The sequence below is a fragment of the Succiniclasticum ruminis DSM 9236 genome (assembly GCF_900112895.1).
Lineage (GTDB): Bacteria > Bacillota > Negativicutes > Acidaminococcales > Acidaminococcaceae > Succiniclasticum > Succiniclasticum ruminis.
In genome coordinates this window covers 136,570-154,526 of the sequence record NZ_FONL01000002.1, presented here as the reverse complement: position 1 = coordinate 154,526, position 17,957 = coordinate 136,570, and the positions used below count along the sequence as shown (strand labels likewise).

Annotated in this window: 25 protein-coding genes; 6 read left to right on the top strand and 19 right to left on the bottom strand. The window is 44.9% G+C overall.

What is annotated here, in order from left to right:
- Window positions 1-22 precede the first annotated feature (22 nt).
- The 6 genes from BM159_RS02760 to BM159_RS02735 all read left to right on the top strand — a co-directional run bounded on the left by BM159_RS02760 (window position 23) and on the right by BM159_RS02735 (window position 2,809).
- Entirely contained in the window at window positions 23-379 is a 357-nt protein-coding gene (locus tag BM159_RS02760; RefSeq protein ID WP_093912739.1) for a tetratricopeptide repeat protein, read from the top strand.
- 246 nt (window positions 380-625) lie between these two features.
- A complete protein-coding gene (locus BM159_RS02755; protein WP_093912738.1) occupies window positions 626-880 on the top strand; it encodes a hypothetical protein in 255 nt (84 codons plus the stop codon).
- Between the two features lie 103 nt (window positions 881-983).
- Window positions 984-1,715 carry a Bax inhibitor-1/YccA family protein gene (locus BM159_RS02750; protein WP_093912737.1) on the top strand — a complete coding sequence of 244 codons (732 nt, stop codon included), beginning with the start codon at window positions 984-986 and terminating at the stop codon, window positions 1,713-1,715.
- A 35-nt stretch (window positions 1,716-1,750) separates the two neighbouring features.
- Window positions 1,751-2,062 carry a hypothetical protein gene (locus BM159_RS02745; protein WP_143089381.1) on the top strand — a complete coding sequence of 104 codons (312 nt, stop codon included), beginning with the start codon at window positions 1,751-1,753 and terminating at the stop codon, window positions 2,060-2,062.
- Entirely contained in the window at window positions 2,052-2,384 is a 333-nt protein-coding gene (locus BM159_RS02740; RefSeq protein ID WP_093912735.1) for a hypothetical protein, read from the top strand. The genes BM159_RS02745 and BM159_RS02740 overlap by 11 nt, the downstream gene beginning before the upstream one ends.
- A complete protein-coding gene (locus BM159_RS02735) occupies window positions 2,381-2,809 on the top strand; it encodes a hypothetical protein (RefSeq protein WP_093912734.1) in 429 nt (142 codons plus the stop codon). Before BM159_RS02740 ends, BM159_RS02735 begins: the two co-directional genes overlap by 4 nt.
- A gap of 398 nt (window positions 2,810-3,207) precedes the next feature.
- On the opposite strand, the gene BM159_RS02730 is transcribed toward BM159_RS02735, so the two are convergent.
- The 19 genes from BM159_RS02730 to BM159_RS02650 all read right to left on the bottom strand — a co-directional run bounded on the left by BM159_RS02730 (window position 3,208) and on the right by BM159_RS02650 (window position 17,844).
- Window positions 3,208-3,915 (bottom strand): hypothetical protein, encoded by a 708-nt coding sequence (locus tag BM159_RS02730; RefSeq protein WP_093912733.1) that lies wholly within the window; start codon window positions 3,913-3,915, stop codon window positions 3,208-3,210.
- A 28-nt stretch (window positions 3,916-3,943) separates the two neighbouring features.
- A complete protein-coding gene (locus BM159_RS02725) occupies window positions 3,944-5,554 on the bottom strand; it encodes a tetratricopeptide repeat protein (RefSeq protein ID WP_093912732.1) in 1,611 nt (536 codons plus the stop codon).
- Between the two features lie 109 nt (window positions 5,555-5,663).
- The gene (locus BM159_RS02720; protein WP_177205873.1) at window positions 5,664-6,491 is read right to left on the bottom strand and encodes a tetratricopeptide repeat protein; all 828 of its coding nucleotides are present in this window, start codon (window positions 6,489-6,491) and stop codon (window positions 5,664-5,666) included.
- Between the two features lie 114 nt (window positions 6,492-6,605).
- Window positions 6,606-8,033: a hypothetical protein gene (locus BM159_RS02715; protein WP_093912730.1), complete on the bottom strand. Its 1,428-nt coding sequence runs from the start codon at window positions 8,031-8,033 to the stop codon at window positions 6,606-6,608.
- Between the two features lie 164 nt (window positions 8,034-8,197).
- Window positions 8,198-8,779 carry an ATP-dependent Clp endopeptidase proteolytic subunit ClpP gene (clpP, locus tag BM159_RS02710; protein ID WP_177205872.1) on the bottom strand — a complete coding sequence of 194 codons (582 nt, stop codon included), beginning with the start codon at window positions 8,777-8,779 and terminating at the stop codon, window positions 8,198-8,200.
- A gap of 84 nt (window positions 8,780-8,863) precedes the next feature.
- Window positions 8,864-9,271, bottom strand: coding sequence for a hypothetical protein (locus BM159_RS02705; protein ID WP_177205871.1), 408 nt, complete (start codon window positions 9,269-9,271; stop codon window positions 8,864-8,866).
- A gap of 112 nt (window positions 9,272-9,383) precedes the next feature.
- Window positions 9,384-9,743, bottom strand: coding sequence for a hypothetical protein (locus BM159_RS02700; protein ID WP_093912727.1), 360 nt, complete (start codon window positions 9,741-9,743; stop codon window positions 9,384-9,386).
- A gap of 34 nt (window positions 9,744-9,777) precedes the next feature.
- Window positions 9,778-10,155, bottom strand: a complete 378-nt coding sequence (locus BM159_RS02695; protein WP_093912726.1) for a hypothetical protein — start codon at window positions 10,153-10,155, stop codon at window positions 9,778-9,780.
- 46 nt (window positions 10,156-10,201) lie between these two features.
- Window positions 10,202-10,363 carry a hypothetical protein gene (locus BM159_RS11910; RefSeq protein WP_177205870.1) on the bottom strand — a complete coding sequence of 54 codons (162 nt, stop codon included), beginning with the start codon at window positions 10,361-10,363 and terminating at the stop codon, window positions 10,202-10,204.
- Window positions 10,364-10,378: 15 nt separating this feature from the next.
- Window positions 10,379-10,741 carry a DUF2442 domain-containing protein gene (locus tag BM159_RS02690; protein WP_093912725.1) on the bottom strand — a complete coding sequence of 121 codons (363 nt, stop codon included), beginning with the start codon at window positions 10,739-10,741 and terminating at the stop codon, window positions 10,379-10,381.
- Window positions 10,734-11,570, bottom strand: coding sequence for an RNase H family protein (locus BM159_RS02685; RefSeq protein WP_093912724.1), 837 nt, complete (start codon window positions 11,568-11,570; stop codon window positions 10,734-10,736). Before BM159_RS02685 ends, BM159_RS02690 begins: the two co-directional genes overlap by 8 nt.
- A 35-nt stretch (window positions 11,571-11,605) precedes the next feature.
- On the bottom strand, window positions 11,606-12,886 hold the full coding sequence (clpX, locus tag BM159_RS02680) for an ATP-dependent Clp protease ATP-binding subunit ClpX (RefSeq protein ID WP_093912723.1): 1,281 nt from the start codon (window positions 12,884-12,886) through the stop codon (window positions 11,606-11,608).
- 64 nt (window positions 12,887-12,950) lie between these two features.
- Window positions 12,951-13,214 carry a hypothetical protein gene (locus tag BM159_RS02675; protein WP_093912722.1) on the bottom strand — a complete coding sequence of 88 codons (264 nt, stop codon included), beginning with the start codon at window positions 13,212-13,214 and terminating at the stop codon, window positions 12,951-12,953.
- 31 nt (window positions 13,215-13,245) lie between these two features.
- Window positions 13,246-14,079: a tetratricopeptide repeat protein gene (locus BM159_RS02670; protein ID WP_093912721.1), complete on the bottom strand. Its 834-nt coding sequence runs from the start codon at window positions 14,077-14,079 to the stop codon at window positions 13,246-13,248.
- A gap of 151 nt (window positions 14,080-14,230) precedes the next feature.
- Entirely contained in the window at window positions 14,231-14,443 is a 213-nt protein-coding gene (locus BM159_RS11905) for a hypothetical protein (protein WP_177205869.1), read from the bottom strand.
- A gap of 21 nt (window positions 14,444-14,464) precedes the next feature.
- Window positions 14,465-15,733, bottom strand: coding sequence for an ATP-dependent Clp protease ATP-binding subunit ClpX (gene clpX, locus BM159_RS02660; RefSeq protein WP_093912719.1), 1,269 nt, complete (start codon window positions 15,731-15,733; stop codon window positions 14,465-14,467).
- Between the two features lie 43 nt (window positions 15,734-15,776).
- Entirely contained in the window at window positions 15,777-15,926 is a 150-nt protein-coding gene (locus tag BM159_RS11900) for a hypothetical protein (RefSeq protein WP_177205868.1), read from the bottom strand.
- A 4-nt stretch (window positions 15,927-15,930) separates the two neighbouring features.
- Complete coding sequence (locus tag BM159_RS02655; RefSeq protein ID WP_093912718.1) at window positions 15,931-16,209, bottom strand: hypothetical protein; 279 nt, start codon at window positions 16,207-16,209, stop codon at window positions 15,931-15,933.
- A gap of 1,446 nt (window positions 16,210-17,655) precedes the next feature.
- Window positions 17,656-17,844 carry a hypothetical protein gene (locus BM159_RS02650; protein WP_093912717.1) on the bottom strand — a complete coding sequence of 63 codons (189 nt, stop codon included), beginning with the start codon at window positions 17,842-17,844 and terminating at the stop codon, window positions 17,656-17,658.
- Window positions 17,845-17,957 lie beyond the last annotated feature (113 nt).

The window sequence follows — 17,957 nt, the reverse complement described above, 5'->3', positions numbered from 1 at the left end:
TCACCAGGGAGGAAAAATTACTATGGCAGGAAATGATGTAAATTTTGAAGACTTATATAAAAAGGTCTGTGAGAATAATGATGCGGAAGCTTTCAATACCATAAAGGATGCTGCCGAAAAAGGCAATGCTGACGCTCTTTATTCTCTCGGCAACTGCTATTATGTTGGCAATGGGATCGAAAAAGACAGAACGGAGGCAGTGAAATGCTACCTCGGTGCTGCCGAACTCGGAAACGGCCCGGCCCAGTTCGCACTGGCTGTCTGTTATTACATGGGTGACGGTGTAAAAAGAAGCTTTCCCGATTATGAGAAATGGATGAGGGAAGCTGAAAAGAAGGGCCTCGTCTGCCAGGGCGAAAGACCGAGATATTATATATAGCCTGCGGCACCCGTCAGACAGGAAGCGATAAGGAAAGCCCTTGCCTTTAATGGCAGGGGCTTATTCTGATTGATAACCGGAAGCATGCCCCGCTTCCGCAAAATCACGAACTGCAGATTCTTGAAATAACCTCCACCCGGGGAAAAAGTTGTTCTTGATGGTCTATACTGTTAATGGTGCGGGAACACCGCAAACATTGAAAAAATAAGCCGGCCGCACGGCCGGTGCGGAACAGGAGGTGCAAGAATGGAATTGGAACAGACAGAGGAACAGCGGGAGAAGCTCTCCGGTTTGGTGCGTTATGTATACAAATACGCAAAAGAAGAAAACGACCCGAAAGCTGTTGCCCTGCTTCGCAAAACAGCTGGCTTGGATTGTCCTGAAGTGCAGGCATTTGTGTGCCGTTGCTGCCGGTACGGCTACGGTACAAAAGAAAGAAAAAAGCGCCTTGACCGGCGGCGGTCTGGCGGCAGGTCTGACAGCAGCGCTGTAAAAGGTTGAAAAAAGAATAAAGTTATTAAAATGTTGAAAGCTGATATTTCTACAAACCCTCTGCTACTATTGGCAGAGGGATCTTTTTTGTATTTATGGAGGTAATTTATCAATGGACAATGAAACGAATAAAACACGTAATCCGGTACTGAAACGGATCAAAAACAAGAATATTACAGAATCATACCAGAAAGTTGCAACAACAGAACGAGCCTCCCTGAAAAGCCTATTATTGCTGGCTTTGGTGATAGTATCTTCAGTAATTTCCTGTTTATATGCATTTTCCAACAGATCCATACTGTTGATGATTATTGGAGCATTTATTACTGGGCTGTATATATGCTGGAACCCAAAAAGTTCCATGTGTCTATCACCTGTATATGCAGTATTGGAAGGTATTGTACTGGGTCAGGTCTCTGTTCATGAAGAAACATCCTGCGATGGTATTGTCCTTCAGTCTGTACTTGTGACTTTTATTCTCGCTTTTTTGACAGCACTTTCTTACTGCAGGAAATGGATCAATGTAAATGAAGCGTTTCGAAATAATGTAGTTAGGGCTACAGGTGCAATTGCTCTGTTATATGTTGTTGATTTGGTACTGATTATGGGATTTGGTATGGAAATACCCATGCTGCATGACATGGGATGGAAAGGTATTAGTATTTCCTTGATAGTCATTGTCATTGCTGCATCCAATCTTGCCTGTGATTTTGCAGATATCGACTCATTAACAGCAAAAGGATTCCCTTCTTACTTTGAGTGGTATTTTGCCTTTTCGTTTATGGTTTCCCTAATCTGGATGTATCTGGAAGTGCTGAATCTGTTGCGGAAAATCAAACGATGACGGTTAAGGCTATATTGAAGGAGGATAATTTACGTATGGAAAAATTTGCAACAGTGATGGCAATATATCTGATTTTATTTCGTGGGGATATAGATAATCTCCCGTTTAAAATCGGTTACAATTTATATGCGTTTGCGACTGCGGTTATGGCTTTGCTTATGACCATATCTGTTATAATTTACATGGGTACGTTCCCATGGAAAGTGAGCACCAATCCTGAAATGTTCGAATGCAATATGGTTCTTTTCATGGCATGCCTGCTCTTTTCTGCAACAGGTATGGTATATATGAAAAAAAAGGCCTGCTGTAGAACAATACAAAAAGGATGGTTATGTCATGACTTCTGAAAATCTGAAGGAAATGGCATATATCGTATTTTTGAAAAAGCTTCAGTTTGTGCTTTGGGCTACGCTGATCGGGAGTCTGATCTTCTGCCGGATCATGCCTGAAATGGAGCACAGTACAGCATGGACAGTCATATTTGGTACGATCGGTTTCTTTGTGTTCTTCTTTGCAGCATACCTGCTCCAAAGCCTTATTATCGAAGAAGATCCGGAAATCGTCTCCCTTACAGGAAAATATATGGATGAACTGCTAAAAAAGGATATTCTTACAGAGAAAGACCAGAAAATATTGAAAGAAAAACTTACGGAAGAAGGGATATTGTGAAAACAGTACAGGAATGTTTACGGGAATTTGATATGGAAGAATTGCTGAATGCGTATCTTGCCATACCATTCATTCGTGATGAAATGATAGAAGTAATGAAAAAGAAAGAAACTGTTACTGGAAAAGAAATTTGGAATATGTTCAGGGACAGAATCATAAAGTATATCGAATATATGCGCAGTACTACTGTAGAACCATCTGAAGAATTATCGGTTTTATACGTTTATGAAGTGCCAGAAGGCTCTTTATGGGGCAGATTCAGCCATGGTCTGGTCCATATTGCAGAACTGAAAGAAAAAGGTACTGATGCAGAAGACTATGCTTATACGCTCTGCACACATAAACAAGTTGCCGGTTTTTTAGTGGCTGATACAAAATTGACGCGTGATAATCTGCTGGTTCTGATGAAAGAACGTATATGCTAAAGCATTATTTGGAATATTCTTTACGATGGCTCCGCCCGCCCATCGACCGTTACCACCTGCGGTCTGCTTTCGACAGATACCAGTATCAAAGGTGGAACTGGTTCTGCGATCGTGCTTGCTAAAGAAATATTCCTCATTCATTATAACAGAATACTAGTGAAACGCAAATAAAAATAGAACCTGCCATGTACCGCACGCGCACCGGAAAACCGGGGGCGTACGCACGCACAAGTCCTATCTTTAAATGAAACCCTGACGGTGTGTTCACAACCGCTATTAACGGCACACCATCAAGGCTCATAAATATTATACCAATAAGTACCTGCTTTAACAATACTCTGTTATCCCCGTCACTAAAACAAACAGCAATTTAGCTTAATTTAATGACATTAGTATAATCAGGCCTTTTCTTTTTTGTATTCGATAGTAAATGTTTTTGCTTCTTCATCACTTTCTTCCAGAGTTATTACAAGAAATGGGATATGAAAGGTTCTGGAACCAGGCTTATTATCTGACTTAAGAACGATACTTTCATCATATTCCAACCAAGATTTTGACGTAAACACACGGTTTTTCTGTATTATATTCTGATCCAAGAATGTGAGAAGATCACGTATCTTACGAATTTTTACCGGTGAATCATTTTTACCCAGTATTAAACATCTGAAATGTGCACCGTTTCTGAGTTTCAGTATCATCATAATAAATACAGAATTAAATTTATCAATCAGTTTTTCTATATCCACATTGCTTAAAAAATAAAGTAATGATTTCAGCACATCAGCTACGGAATTAATACGTTTGTAGACATATCGATTGTCATAGCGGTAGGTGCCGGAATTTGCTGCTAATTCCAGACGAAACGGCCCAAACCTTCTGACCAGCTCGTTCATATGCTTCATAATCCAGTTATAGGTATATGTCTCATTAGCGTTTTCCATTCGTTTTTGATACTCGTTTTTTGTCTTATTGTCCTGCCCAAAATCAACCTCCTGGTCCAAATGAGCCAATTCATGCAGCACTACATGTATAATAAATCCTTTAACCTGCTCTTCCTGTTCATCACCATAATGAGAAATGCGTGCAAATAATGCAATGGAATCCAAATTAATTTCAATGTGATCAATCTTTCTCTCACCTGTAATGGGATGGGAACAATGTTTTATAAAATTCGCCTGATTTTAGCGAATTTGACTGTGACTCCTGATAATCGTATATTGCCTGGCATGCATCTCCTAAAACCGACACACCGCAACCGACTGACAGACACGCATTAATAATTTCCAATACAAAATTACCCAGGGTATTTGTCAAGTCCTGAATTTCATCAACAATGAAATATTCCCATCTTGCTACTACTTCTTGACCAAATGACTCGAATATCTTTTTGGCGTATACCAAAGACTTTTCAAAATACAAACTTGCCATATTAACAGGATCCCAGCCCGAATCAATCAATTCGGAATTTGCCTCATTGATCAGCCACCATGCAAATGAATGAAAGGTTCTTACATCAACAAGAACAAGGCTTCTGTCGGCACCGTTGGCAACAAACTGCTTAAGACGAAATCTTATTTCGTCAACCGCCGCATTAGTAAAACATAAAACAAGTATGCCGTCGGCTTCTACGCCTTCCTGGGTAACCATATAATTTAACTTTTGGATTAAAGTATAAGTTTTTCCTGTCCCGGGTCCTGCGTCTACAAAAAAGCTCTTCCGAGGTGAGGCCGTTATAATATCCGATTGCTTACATTCGGAAAAAAAGTCAAAAATATTAATTGAATCAACCAATGGGCAAGGCGGGAATTTTATGGCAGGATCTGCTTTTATTAAGTCGCTTTCGTATAATTTTAACGCTTCGTTATAACGTTTTTTCAATTGAGTTAATAAAAGTATTTCGTTATACTTGGCAAAAATCGTTTCAGGATGTTCTTCCCCAAATATTTTTTTTGCGTTATTTAAAATTGTAAGTTGTAACATTAATGCTTCATCGTACTTTGCCTCATTTGACAGCTTGGTAACCTCTAAGTTCATTGTTGCAAAAGTATTCTTTATGTTTTTTTCAGATAAAACTGTACGAGGATGTTTTTCTCCCAGAACAGCTTTTCTGTTGTTAAAAACCTTTTGCTGCAACGCTAAGGCCTTTTCATATTGTCTTAATTTCAACAAAATTTCTGCTAGGTTACTCATTGCGATGATCGTATTTGGATGATTCTCATCGAAGAGTTCAATTTGTTTATCATAAACCGACTGTTGTAATTTCAATGCATCTTTAAACATTTCGGCATTTGATAATTCGATAGCTTTCTGATTCATCCTTACAATCGTGTTTGCCATTTTTTTCTTTGCATTAATTGTATTCGGATGATTCTCTCCCAGAATAATTCTTCTGTTTTTAAAAACTCTTTGCTGCCAGTCCAAAGCCTTTTCGTACTGCCCTGATTTTAACAATATAACTGCCAGATTATTCATTGCGATGATTGTATTTGGATGATACTCGTCGAAAATCTCTTTTTGTCGTACCAAAACCATTCGTTGTAATCGCAGTGCATTATCCTGCATTCCGGCATTTGACAACGAAATGGCGTTCTTGCTGCAGGAAATAATCTTATTGACCCGATCCTGCAGATTATTAATCGTATCCGGATGATTTCCGTAAAGTTTGGGTTCACTGAATCCGATTTTTGATTTTACTGTGTTTTCCTGTTTTTGTGAATTTGATAATTGGTAAGAGTTCCGTTTCATTACAATACCCCGAAAAGTTCTGTAGCTATGTCATTTAGTTACACGCGTGATTTGTTACTTGGTAGTATTATACTTCATTTTCGGTACTTAGTACATAAAAATCCTGCTCTTAACCTTTTCCGGAAAAAACCTCCAGCTTTGATTTTGTGACCATGATCCCGGCATGGTAAAGTATTCCCACCTCCGTCTGCGCCGGGGCGTAGCCGTTATAGGCAGACCTTACAAACCATTCGATTGCCTTTTTGGTATCCTGCTCCGTTCCTTTGCCCCAGTCGTACAGCCATGCAAGCTGGTACTGTTTTTCCGCATCGCCGGCTTCCGCAGCCCTCAGCGTATCGTCAAAGTCCAGATTGTAAAACTTTTCCCAAATTATATCGACATGGGCTAATTCACGGTTCTCCTCGTCAACCCATCCGTGTCGGCCTCCGAGAAAAATGTTATCTTCATCCGGATAAAAATCAGGTTCCGCACTGAAATCCGGATCGCTTAATTTTTGCTTGCAGCCTGTCAGCCGGTTCCATTCCGCTATTGACCGGACTGCATCCTCATTCCCGTTGATGGCCGCCTTTTTTAGCCATTCCGTGCATTTTTCAAAATCTTGGTAAGTCCCATAACTGTCATGGTAATATACGGACAGCAAATACTGCGCTTCCGCATCACCTTCTGTTGCTTTTTGTTCCGTGCTTTTAAAGCATTCTATTTGTCGCAGGATCTCGACAGCCAGCGGCTCTTTCTGCAACGCTGCCCTTTTATACCATTTCAATGCATACGGCCAATACAGCTGCGGGTCTGCATCATAATCAAAGAACACCGATTCGGAATACGTCGGTTCCATTTTTCCCCCGGTTTCTTTATCTATCTCAGATATCATTGCCTGCATCGTCATAAAGCCGAACTGCAATACAGGCTCCTTCTTCCAGTCAGTCCTGATAAGCATGAAGCACATCCTTTCCATCAATGTAAGTTTTATTTAATTATATTGGATTACTGAGAACAACTGATTGCGAGGGCTGGGCTAAAAGATATCCCTTGCAAACTGGCAGTTCCTTTGCTAATCTTCATCTTTCTTCACAGATTCCAACCGTTTCAGCAGTTCCAAAACATCTATAGAACTTGCATGGTTCAATATTTTCCTCAGTTCCTTTTTCTTCTTTTGTTTGATTGCGTAACTGACATTTTTGTCCGCCAATAATGCATTTATGGATTCAATTTTTTTCCCAAACATTTCCTGCCGTTTTTCTGCCAGTTGCCTGTGCTGGCATATATAGCCTATATAATCCTTAATCGCAGGCTGTCCTTTAATATTCTGGATCAGGCTGAATTCATGGTCCTGCGGTTTCCGAAATTCATGCAAATCATCCGCGTTCAAATTAAGCATCGACTGAATGTATTGTACATGATAGCCATCAACCGGTTCTCTGTCTTTATTGACTGCATAATTTCTTTTATTTTTATGATACAGCACAGTTCTTTCGAAAAGCGTGGAATACCGTAACTGCCACTCTTCAGCATGGCTGTCTATATAGATAATGCCGTCCAGATAGCTGCATGTGCACCCCGCATATTCAACTGTAGTTTCAGTGGTTTCAAATTCCAGAAGCCACTTTTTACCCAACGGCGTAAAAAATTTACTGTAACCGGCCTTTTCATTGGTTTGGGTATGATGCTCTTCAGCTTGCGCTTTCATCAGTTGGCGCACATCCGGAGTATTGGCTGCCTTTTCTTGTGTTTCAGGCTTAGGTTCTGAACGACCTGGCTCCGCCGCTTTTTTGGTTGATTGCCCTTGTTTGCTTTCCAGCCGGTTATCCGGTAAGATGCTCGCAACATGGGTTATGCCTTGTTCTGAAGGTCTATTATTCGTTATGGGGTTGGCAACCGGGTTGACAAATTCCTGGGTTTCCGTTTCTGTTTTTTTTCTGCAGCATGGAGCCGATTTCCGGTTCCAGGTCCGTTCTTTCTTACGTTTATCCCTGCTTTCAAAGCCATGCATTCTTTTCACTACGGGAGGCATGATGTGCCTTACTTCCCCTTGCACAGGCCATTTATAGCACCGGCTGCAAAACTTGGAATAATTGTCTGCAAACTGGCTTTCTGTCAGGATTGAACGTTGGAAGACATCTTCTGCAAGAACGATTGTTCCTTTCGGTCTTCCGTCTTTGTAAACAACTTTAATGCGCCCAATGATATAGAACGGTTCTTTATAGTCAGCCGTTTTCAGAATCCTTGCCTTCCATAAGGAATCTATTGGGAAAACAAGTTCACTGCATATTTTAGGCATTGTTTTTACTGATTCGTTATAAGGCCGTATGGTCATAAAGACCAGTCTGTTTTCCTCTCTGCTTGCAATGTCGAACTTTCCCTTCACTATCACGGGAAAGCCATTGCAAAATATAAGATTTTGCAAAAAGTCAGTGCCATAACGGTATCTTTCCTGATTAAGGGCATCCTTTGCCAATTTGTCTTTTAGGGTTAATCTCATTGAATCACCTGCCCGCCAACGCTTTTCCTATCATAAAGAAAACAGTTACTGAAGATTAGGGTTCTGTTTTGATTTGTAAAAACAGTACATATGTAATGCGTGCATGGCTTTTGTCTTCAGGAACCATGCACGCAAAGAGCCTTTTCCTTTTCTTCTTATGATTCTTACCGCTCGGACACAACGGTGTCGATAATGCCGTATTCCAGCGCCTCACATGCCGTCAGGTAATTGTCACGGTCCGTGTCCGCGATCACCTTTTCCCGCTCCTGGCCGGTATGGGATACGATCACGTCATACATCTCCTCCCGGATGCGCAGGATGTTCTTCGCATGGATTGCAATGTCCGAAGCCTGGCCGCTGCATCCGCCAAGGGGCTGGTGCAGCATCACCTCGGAATGGGGCAGCGCGAAGCGTTTCCCCTTGGCTCCTGCCATCAGCAGGATGGATGCCATGCTGGCTGCAGACCCGATGCAGATTGTGGAGACATCCGGCTTGATGTACTGCATGGTATCATAGATCGCCATGCCTGCCGTCACGCTGCCGCCCGGGCTGTTGATATACAGAAAGATATCCTTGTCCGGGTTGTCCGATTCCAAAAACAGCATCTGTGCGATGACCACGTTGGCCGTCGCGTCAACGATGGGGCCTGTCAGGAAAATGATCCTGTCTTTCAGAAGCCGCGAGAAAATGTCGTAGGAACGCTCACTGTTTCTATCCTGTTCAATAACAAAAGGCACATAACTCATTACTATCTTCTCCTTTCGTTTCTTAATTTATATCTTTTACTTTGCATTGCTACCGCAAACCATTTCGCACGAATCCGTTATCGTTCATAAGAAAGGAGCTCCTGTTCCGCGGAAATGGATATCGTCTTCGGGCGGCGTATCATCGTTGTCCCAGTCATCGTAATAACTGCTGTAACGGCTTTCATAATTATCGCCGCCATAATGACGGTAACCTGAGCAGCCGGTGTTAGTGTAATGTGTTGCCTGTTCGGCAGTTCTGGTTTTAGCTTCATACTGTGCATCCGTTCTGCCGGTATTTTCATCTCTGCCATCATCAGTCCTGTAGTTCCTGTAAGTTTTGTCATGCCTTTTGCCGGCAGAATCACCGGAAGAACCGGTTGCCAGCGAGAAAACAAAATACAGGATCAAACCCAGAGCAAAAATGCCGATGATGGCAGGCAGTGCCCATATGAAAATCGCAAAAAATACTAAGCCGAATAGGGTTTCAAGCAAGAATTTCATCTGTTTTCCTTTCCTTTACCCAAAAGAAAGCGGCCGTGGTTTTGTTGCCTGCGACCGCTTTTTTCCTGTTTCCTGTTGGACTATTATCGGGAAAGACAAGGGATTATTTCTTATTACGGTTGCCCGGGATCATCCTGCTGCCAGAAATCCGTTTTGTGGAACTATGTGTGATAGAAACGCTGTCAGTCGTCTTTGAAGAACTTGCGGTTGTGGTTGTCCTTGATCCGAAACTTGCACCGGCAAAGGTGCCGCGTTTGCCGGAGCCGCATTCTATCGTAGCGTTAAATTTATCGATGTCGAAACGTTCTTCCTCAGGCAGGCCCGGATTCTCGATCTGCCATCTTACTTCACTGACTATCCTGTTTGCAACCCGCATCAGAATCTGTTCCATGTATTGCTCTTCCACATAATCTTCAAATTCTCTTGAAACCTCGATTTTAAGTTTTATTTTTGCTTTTTGCATAAATCTTCAAACCTCCGTTATTTCCAATAACTTTTTACTGTACCTGTTCAACGGAAATGTTTTCTGCCAGTAGTTTGTATACGGCAACTATCGTATCGTCCAAAACAATTTCGTGGACGTCGTTGCCAAGGTTTCTGCATTCTTTGGCATCTTCTTCATCCATTTCTTCATACGGAATGATGTCCCAGATGATCCCCTTCTCATGAAGCGATTTGAATGCTTCCAGTTCTCCCGGTTGGAAATGATGCGCCGTAATGAATACCATATGCGCTATTGTTACGCAGTTCTCGTCTTTCTCCTCGTTCTTCTTGTTTTTGTCCAGCCATCGCTGAAATCCTTGGTAGCACCATTCCGCAGATTCCTTTTCCAGCGGGGTCAGGCTGTCAATCAGTTCTTTAGTGATTTTTCCCATTTGAAGTCATCCCCTTCCTTCTTCCAGTTTTTCTAACAGAGGCGTATCATCCGGCAGAGAAATTGTTTCCCTTCTCACGTTGCCGGTCCGCAATCCGTTTATTGCGCTCTTCATCGCAGCGCTCAGCAAAAGATAAAGCTCTGAGTGCCTGCGTTCCCTTAAGCTCAAGTTCATTGCATTCCATTTCTTTCTCATATTCTATTTCCATAAGCCTTTCTTTGTGTTACAACAGTTTCAGCAGATTTCCCTCGTTATCCGTCAGCGGGGTACTGTTCCCGTAAAGTTCATCTGCCTGCAATGCGATGCTTTTGTTCCACTTGACCGTGCCATTTACGGCCTGCGCTTTTCTTAAGAAGCCTTTCTTGTTCAGTCTTTCCATGGACGATAGTTTTAAGACCCAGGCGCAATCGTACAGCCTGATTTCCCCGTTGCTGAAGAAAAGCAGAAGCCAGTAATCCCGCAGGGGGAATACCTCGCATACGGCGGGCTTTGACCCGTCTGTACCGGATACGCATTCCCTTCCCTGTTTAAGCCTCCGGAGAAAATCCGGCCGGCTGTCTTTTTCCTTTTTTCCCTCTTTACTCATGAGAATCGCCTTCCTGTTTCCTGTGGTTTTTCCGCATCATCACTTCCGCCTGGGCGGAATAATGGCATTGGTTGTTTAAGATGTTTTTGGCATGTCCCTTGACCCAGTGGACCTGAAGATCAAATTCCCTTGACCTGCGCTGGATTTTGCGCCACAGTTTCCAGCACTTGATCCGTTCCCCGTCAGGTGTTCGCCAACCGCACTCCTCCCATCCTGCCAGTTTGGTATTGTATTCGTTTACCAGTCTTTGGCAGTCCGTATAGAGTATTGTCTTTCCATTAACGGCATACTTCGTCAGCCGTTTCAGTGCCTTTGCCACAGCCACAAGTTCCATGAAATACGAATCATGGTCCTTGAATCTGCATTTTCTGTAACCGGAAAGCGTGATACGGGCATCCGAGAACTCACGCAGCACGATGACGGCTGCCCAGCCGCCAAAAGCATTTTTGATGCGTTTCTTTTTCTCGCGTTCATATTCGATATAGCTTCCGTCCGTATAAATCACGGCAGCTGCGTCCAGGGGGAGGCTTACCTTCTTTTCGGTAATTTTCTGCTGTGTTTCCCTGCTTCCTGTTTCAGAGGGTGGAGGCAGTACCCCTTTTTCAGCAAACAGACGCAAGCGTCCCGCCGTCTGAAGTTCTTCCCATTCGTGGGCCGTTACGCCGATTCCGCTCTCGTTGCAGAAAGCCTGCGCCGCAGGAATATCTTCCGGGGACTGGAAGCGGACGACCCTTGCTTCCGGGTATTTCTGCGATATCCGTTTTGCCAGCTTTGCTTTACGGTACAGGCCCCGTTCCGTGCAGTCCGTAATGATATAGAAATCAAGCATGATAGTTTTACCTCGTTAAAGTATGATCCGGATTGTCAGCACACGTTCTGCTGTCTTGCTGAATGACTGCTTGTGTTCAGGACCTCGGCTCTGGTGACCAGCAGCCGGCTTCCTGCTGTGTTTTCCCTGATGTTATACATTTTATCCAGCAGTACCTGTTCCATTATCGACCGCAGCCCCCTTGCCCCTGTCCCGCTCTGCACCGCCTTGTCCGCAATCGCTTCCAGCGCGTCTCTGCTGAATGCCAGATCGATGTTGTCGCGCCGGAATATTTCCTGATACTGTTTTACCAGTGCATTCCGTGGCTCCGTAAGGATCCTGCAAAAATCTTCCCTTTCCAGCTCATGCAGGGGGGCGATCACCGGAAGCCTCCCCAGAAGTTCAGGGATCATCCCGAATTCGTGCAGGTCTTCCTGCACTATCCGGTCAATTACGCTGTTGAAAGAAACATCCCGGTTATTCTGCTTATCTTGTTTCTGCCCGTCTTCTGAACAGAATCCTGCGGGATGCCTGGTTTCGGGCTCGGTGATTCTTTCACGTATGATACCGTCAATCCCGGCAAACGCGCCTCCCACAATGAACAGGATGTGGCTGGTATCTATATCTACGTATTCATTATTGTTATCATCCCATACACCGTCCACCACGCTTCCTTCAATGATTTTCAGAAGGGCCTGCTGGACGCCTTCCCCGCCAACATCACGATGGCTCCTGCTGTCGCCCTTGCTGGCGATCTTGTCAATTTCATCTATATAAACAATGCCTGTTTCCGCTTTTTTTACGTCTCCTTCGGCTGCCTGGAGCAGGCGCTGGATACAGGTATCAGGGTCGTCACCGACATACCCGCTGGAGGTCATGGTGGTTGCGTCACTGATGGCAAACGGTACCTGAAGCATCTTTGCCAATGCCTTGATGATTGCGGTTTTTCCCACGCCGGTCGGTCCCACCATCAGGATATTGCTCTTTTCCACTTCTGTCTTTCCGTTTTTATCCGTCTCTTCTTTCATCGCATCCAGCGATTTGTAGTGGTTGTATACAGCCACGGACAGGACTTTCTTCGCATAATCCTGCCCTATAATGTATTGGTCCAGATGCTGCTTTATTTTTACCGGGCTTAAGGAACCCCAGTTGTTGTTCCTGCCCGGTTCGTTTTTTACAGCATTGTCCCTGTGCGTTGTCGGTTTGGGAACTTTTCCCATCAGCATGCCCACGGTTTTCCAGCATGTTTCGCATATATAGGCGTTCCGGTTCCGCTTGCCGATCAAAAGGACTGCGTCGCTTTCTTCCGTTCCGCAAAAGCTGCACCGCTCCTTCATTTTCCCACCCCCGGATTTAAACTGTTTGTCTCTATAATTACCGGCCTTATTGCTCACGGACTGGTCACGACATGAATTTTTGGCAATATACCTGCTTTAAAATTTCCTCTTTAAGACTGCCGTCTTCCTCTTTCCTGCAACCGGATAAAAATCCCTTGAATGCTTCCACTAAATCCAGCTTTTCAAAGAGCGGGTTCTCGTGCAGCTTCTCCTGCAGTTCCTCGATTTTCATTTCCGCTCTATAAAACTCTCCTTCAGCCATTACTTCCGCTGCCTGCTTCTGTTCTTCAGACATATACCATTCATCTTCCATATATATGACTGCCATGATGCATCACCTCCTGTGATTATCCGTCAGTTCATCCATACAACCGCTCTTTCCCGTCAAACATTTCCAGATCTGTCGTTCTCGCCGAAATTCCGAACTGGTACAGGATCCCCAGTTCTGCCTGTGCAGGGGCATACCGGTTGAAAGCCGCTTCCGTAAACCATTTGAATGCTTCCCTGATATCCTGTTTGACGCCATGCCCCCAGTCGTACAGCCATGCAAGAGCATACTGTTTTTCAGCAATCCCTGCTATGGCCTCATGATACGTTGCGTCAAAATCAAGCCCGGAATATTTTTCCCATACGGTTCCCATTTCCGTCTCCTGGATCAGCTGTCTTCTCAGTTTCCCATGGCGCTTTGCCATATCGGAACCCAGCACCTCTTCAGGGAGATAAACCGGCAGTGCAAAGTAATCCGGGTCTTCCAGCGCCTGCTTGATTTCAGAATAGGGGCTGTGTCTTTTTACGGATATGAGTGCGGATTTGCTGCCGTTTCTGGCTGCTTCCTTTATCCAGCAGTTGCCCATATATACATCCCGGTACGTGCCGTACGCATGATAGTAATACACAGCCAGCAGGTACTGGGCTTGTGCGTCGCCTTTCATCGCCCTTCTCCTGATGCCGGAGCAGTCCGTAGCCTGCTGAAGCATTTTCAAAGCCAGGGAATCGCCCTGCAGGGCTGCTTTTCTATACCAGAACAGTGCGTCTTTCCAGTAGGAGGACATATTGTCTTCAGAAAAACTGACGGTCTTGCAGTAATGTATCCACCGGCTTTTTTGGCCGTTACTTCCGCGTTCTTTAAGACCGCCTTCCATGGTGCTGAATTCAAAGCCCAGGACAGGCTCTTTCCGCCAGTTGCCTCGCATATCTGCATCACCTGCCTTTATGTAAGCATTGCAAGCCTAGTGGAAAATAGCGGGATTGCCCGTAAATCCGCCACCGCAGGCTGTCAGCGTGTTTAAAATGACTAACAACAGCAGCATGGCCAACACAATTTTTGTCCGTTTTGTCATGAGGTCAGCCCTCCTGTCTCTTTTCGCGCCTGAACCATTCATATCTGCTGAATCCCTTCACGCCGCTGTGCCGTACCGGTTTATACCGGGCGGCATGGCGTTTCTTGTCGCGGCGGCTGTTGCGGTTTTCTTCGCTACAAAACATCTTGTATTCTCCTTCCGTTGACCCTTGGGTAGGAAGCAGGAAAATATTTCCCGCTTCCTGTTTTGTTGGCATGCTTTTCAGCACGGGTGTTGCTTATGCTGCCTGTATGCCGTTGGCAAACGCTTTGTCAATGTCGCGCTTGGTGATGACCAGCACCCCGCCTTTTGCGTTTCTCCTGATTGTGTACATACGTTCCAGGAGCACCGATTCCAAAATGGCGCGCAGTCCCCTGGCCCCTGTCCCGTTGCGTATAGCCCTGTCTGCAACAGCCTGTAGGGCGCCTTCGCTGAACCGCAGTTCCACATTGTCATACCGGAAGATCTCCTTGTACTGCTTGACCAGCGCATTCTGTGGCTCAGTCAGGATCCTGCACAAGTCATCAGCTTTCAGCTCGTGCAGCGGGGCGATGACTGGCAGCCTTCCCAAAAGCTCGGGGATGACACCGTACTTGCGGATATCTTCCGGTGTTACCCGGTCTATCAGATCATTAAAGGAATGCGATGCTTCCTGCTCCGCCGGCTTCTTTTCCACGCAGAAACCCAGCGTGTTACCGGAGGATTTTTCGGTCCTGCTGCGGATCAGGCTGTCTATGCCCACAAACGCACCTCCTACGATGAAAAGGATGCGGCTGGTATCCACGGATGTGGTTTGTGCCATCGGATGACGGCGCCCCCCTGATTCCACGACATCTACCTGCGTCCCTTCTATTATTTTCAGGAGTGCCTGCTGTACCCCTTCCCCGCTGACGTCCCTCGTGATGGACATGTTTTCCCCTTTGCATGCAAGTTTGTCTATCTCGTCGATATATACGATGCCTGTCTCGGCTTTCATGACATCCCCGCCGGCAGCCTGCAGAAGGCGCTGGATACAGCTTTCAGGATCCGCTCCCACATACCCGTTTTCCGTCATCGTCGTGGCATCGCTGATGGCAAAGGGCACTTTCAGCACGTCTGCCAGTGCCTTGATAAGCGCTGTCTTGCCAACGCCCGTAGGACCCAGCATCAGGATATTGCTCTTTTCCAGTTTGACGCCGTTTTTTTCATCCGCGTGCTTTTTTGTATGATCCAGCATCTTGTAGTGATTGTAAACGGCTACGGACAGGATCTTTTTCGCCCGGTCCTGACCGATGATGTGCCTGTCCAAATATTCCTTGATTATTTCCGGGCTTATGGCCGACCAGTCAACCTCGTTCTTTGGTTCATGAAATTCCGCATCCGCGCGTTCCGCTTCCGGCTCGTCCAGCATCATCCCCACTGTTTTCCAGCAGGACTGGCAGATGAAAACCTTCTTCTCGGAGTCGCCTACCAGGACATTCTCCTCGTCCTCCCTGGCACCGCAGAAACTGCATTTGTGTTCCGTCATGCTATCACTCCTTTCTTTTCCCTTTCCTTTCGCTCCGGCAGCATTACTGCCTGTCCATCATATGGTAGAAAATACCCAGGATGACCATGTACATGAAGCCGAACCCGAAACCGGTTACAAGTTCCGGGCACCGGCGCAACAGGAAAATTAAAATGGCCAGCACGTAGCAATGCAGGATCCCAAACCTGAGCAAACTGTCACTCCCCTTTCTGCTCACCGAAGTAATGGTTGTATACACGCTTCAGGAGTTCCTCATCATAACTCCCGTCAGGGTTCGTTTTAAGCCGTTCTTCAATATAGCCTTCCGCCAGCTCCCTCAAGTTCAGTTCCCCAAACAGGAATGTTCTGTCCAGTGAATCCTCAATAATTTCCAGGTCAGCCATCACTTCATTGACTTCGTTGTGCAATAACGATGTCGCCACCCGTTTCTGTTCTTCCGTCAGCTTTCTGCGACGGTTCAGATAAATTACCGCCATGGTGCACCTCCTTTGCCATACACGGTAACAGACAGTTATCCTTCAGCTGTCGTCAGTTATAAATGAATCTTTCTTTGGTCCGGTCTCTTATGCGGTTTCATGCTGGCAGGTCTTCGCACACCGTCTCGTCAGTTTCACCATGCTCTCTGCCATATGAAGGTCGTCGCACCTTGGCGTCGGCGCTCGCTTCCGTGACATGTTCCCCACACAAGACACCCGGTATTCGGTTGTCAAGGTTCAGATTGCGTTTCCTGATTTGGAAGAAAAAAGACCTCAGGCGTAATGATATCGCAGTCAGTGTCTGGTTGATTCAGTCTTTCTCTTAACGTTAGGGAGTCCTGCAGTCCGGCTGATGTCCTGCCTTCCTCCATGATCGCTGCCGCGACCCTCAACAAACAATATCATTACGTCCGAAGTCTTTGTTTTGCGGTTGATGTTTCAATGAAATGGCCGGGTTGTCTTACTTGTTGCAACTTGTATGAATGGTTCCTCGTCTATTCAGTTATCCCTGCCGGCAGCCGAACCCCGGTGCCGGCATAGTCAGTATACAGCAGCCGCAAAGTTTTGTCAATAGCTTATTTCGAAATTTATATTTTTTATTCGTTTTATTTTGCATTTAGCAAAAGTTTTGCGCATTTCTACATCTTTAATGGCATGAAATATATGCTTTTTCAAATGTTTGCCCCGGTCTCTCCCTGCGGTGCATGCTGTAAGGTCCTCGCGCACCGTCTCGTCAGTTTCAGCGCGCTCGCTATCATAGATTGACACTCCCGCCGGAAGGTTTTACGTCCCCTGCGCCTTATTCAGGCCCAAGGGAGAGACCGGCAATATCCGGTTCTCAAGGTTCAGGACGGCCCTGAAACGAAAAAGACTTCGGATCCAAAACATCCCAGGGCCGTACAGGCACACGTATCCCGCCAGAAGCAGGATTGGGTACCTGTGTTAACACCTGTCGATGCTTTATATCCGAAGTCTTTTTTTGGTTCGTATCCTTTCTTGTCAGACACTCACGTTGTTTTTCAATGATCAAGCATGGCTATTTTATCAAATTGGTTTTTGTTTGTCAATAACTATTTTTTGTTTTTTTATTTTTTATTTGATTTTTCTTATTTCTTGTTCATTTTCTTGATTTTTCTCCACTTAATACTAATAAAATTTCACAATCCGGCAAAATATATGCATTGCAACAAAACGCTTTATGACAATCATCTCCTCTTCTCATAAGAACTAGTATATTACTTCCCGCAAATAAACTGGCAGAACGTAATATCGAGTTCGAATCTGATGTCAAAGGTGATGAATTGATACTTGTAATCATATTCCAGGATCAATCGTACAAAGGCTTTTCTTTGACCAGACATTCTACGAGTTTCTTATACTGAAAACAAAACAAGAAGCACTACCAATCTACGTTGGAAGTGCTTTTTTCTTCGTACTCAAGGTTTATCAATTTTTCTTGCAACAGTAATCGTAAATTCGTTTATTAATTGCGTCTCTTTTGGCAAGCAGCCGTTTCTCCTCGGCAATCCAGGCCTTAATGTCGGCTGGTACCTTGCCGGTCCGGGATTTTTCACGAAAATCAGCTATTTCGTTGTTTACTGCATCCTTTTCTTTTTTCAGGTCAGCCAGGTTCATTGCAATCCTCCATTAACTCACCGGGTTTTCTACGTGTTATTTGATCTTTTCTTCAGGCTTATGTTTTACCCGCATATCTGTTTGCAGCCCGTAACCGTAACACCATAAGGTAC

Excerpts from the sequence above, each read along its gene's own strand:
- BM159_RS02760 (WP_093912739.1), top strand. The coding sequence starts at position 23 with ATGGCAGGAAATGATGTAAATTTTGAAGACTTATATAAAAAGGTCTGT.
- BM159_RS02755 (WP_093912738.1), top strand. The coding sequence starts at position 626 with ATGGAATTGGAACAGACAGAGGAACAGCGGGAGAAGCTCTCCGGTTTG.
- BM159_RS02750 (WP_093912737.1), top strand. The coding sequence starts at position 984 with ATGGACAATGAAACGAATAAAACACGTAATCCGGTACTGAAACGGATC.
- BM159_RS02745 (WP_143089381.1), top strand. The coding sequence starts at position 1,751 with ATGGAAAAATTTGCAACAGTGATGGCAATATATCTGATTTTATTTCGT.
- BM159_RS02740 (WP_093912735.1), top strand. The coding sequence starts at position 2,052 with ATGACTTCTGAAAATCTGAAGGAAATGGCATATATCGTATTTTTGAAA.
- BM159_RS02725 (WP_093912732.1), bottom strand. The coding sequence starts at position 5,554 with ATGAAACGGAACTCTTACCAATTATCAAATTCACAAAAACAGGAAAAC.
- BM159_RS02720 (WP_177205873.1), bottom strand. The coding sequence starts at position 6,491 with ATGCTTATCAGGACTGACTGGAAGAAGGAGCCTGTATTGCAGTTCGGC.
- BM159_RS02715 (WP_093912730.1), bottom strand. The coding sequence starts at position 8,033 with ATGAGATTAACCCTAAAAGACAAATTGGCAAAGGATGCCCTTAATCAG.
- clpP (WP_177205872.1), bottom strand. The coding sequence starts at position 8,779 with ATGAGTTATGTGCCTTTTGTTATTGAACAGGATAGAAACAGTGAGCGT.
- BM159_RS02700 (WP_093912727.1), bottom strand. The coding sequence starts at position 9,743 with ATGCAAAAAGCAAAAATAAAACTTAAAATCGAGGTTTCAAGAGAATTT.
- BM159_RS02695 (WP_093912726.1), bottom strand. The coding sequence starts at position 10,155 with ATGGGAAAAATCACTAAAGAACTGATTGACAGCCTGACCCCGCTGGAA.
- BM159_RS11910 (WP_177205870.1), bottom strand. The coding sequence starts at position 10,363 with ATGGAAATAGAATATGAGAAAGAAATGGAATGCAATGAACTTGAGCTT.
- BM159_RS02690 (WP_093912725.1), bottom strand. The coding sequence starts at position 10,741 with ATGAGTAAAGAGGGAAAAAAGGAAAAAGACAGCCGGCCGGATTTTCTC.
- BM159_RS02685 (WP_093912724.1), bottom strand. The coding sequence starts at position 11,570 with ATGCTTGATTTCTATATCATTACGGACTGCACGGAACGGGGCCTGTAC.
- clpX (WP_093912723.1), bottom strand. The coding sequence starts at position 12,886 with ATGAAGGAGCGGTGCAGCTTTTGCGGAACGGAAGAAAGCGACGCAGTC.
- BM159_RS02675 (WP_093912722.1), bottom strand. The coding sequence starts at position 13,214 with ATGGCAGTCATATATATGGAAGATGAATGGTATATGTCTGAAGAACAG.
- BM159_RS02670 (WP_093912721.1), bottom strand. The coding sequence starts at position 14,079 with ATGCGAGGCAACTGGCGGAAAGAGCCTGTCCTGGGCTTTGAATTCAGC.
- BM159_RS11905 (WP_177205869.1), bottom strand. The coding sequence starts at position 14,443 with ATGCCAACAAAACAGGAAGCGGGAAATATTTTCCTGCTTCCTACCCAA.
- clpX (WP_093912719.1), bottom strand. The coding sequence starts at position 15,733 with ATGACGGAACACAAATGCAGTTTCTGCGGTGCCAGGGAGGACGAGGAG.
- BM159_RS02655 (WP_093912718.1), bottom strand. The coding sequence starts at position 16,209 with ATGGCGGTAATTTATCTGAACCGTCGCAGAAAGCTGACGGAAGAACAG.
- BM159_RS02650 (WP_093912717.1), bottom strand. The coding sequence starts at position 17,844 with ATGAACCTGGCTGACCTGAAAAAAGAAAAGGATGCAGTAAACAACGAA.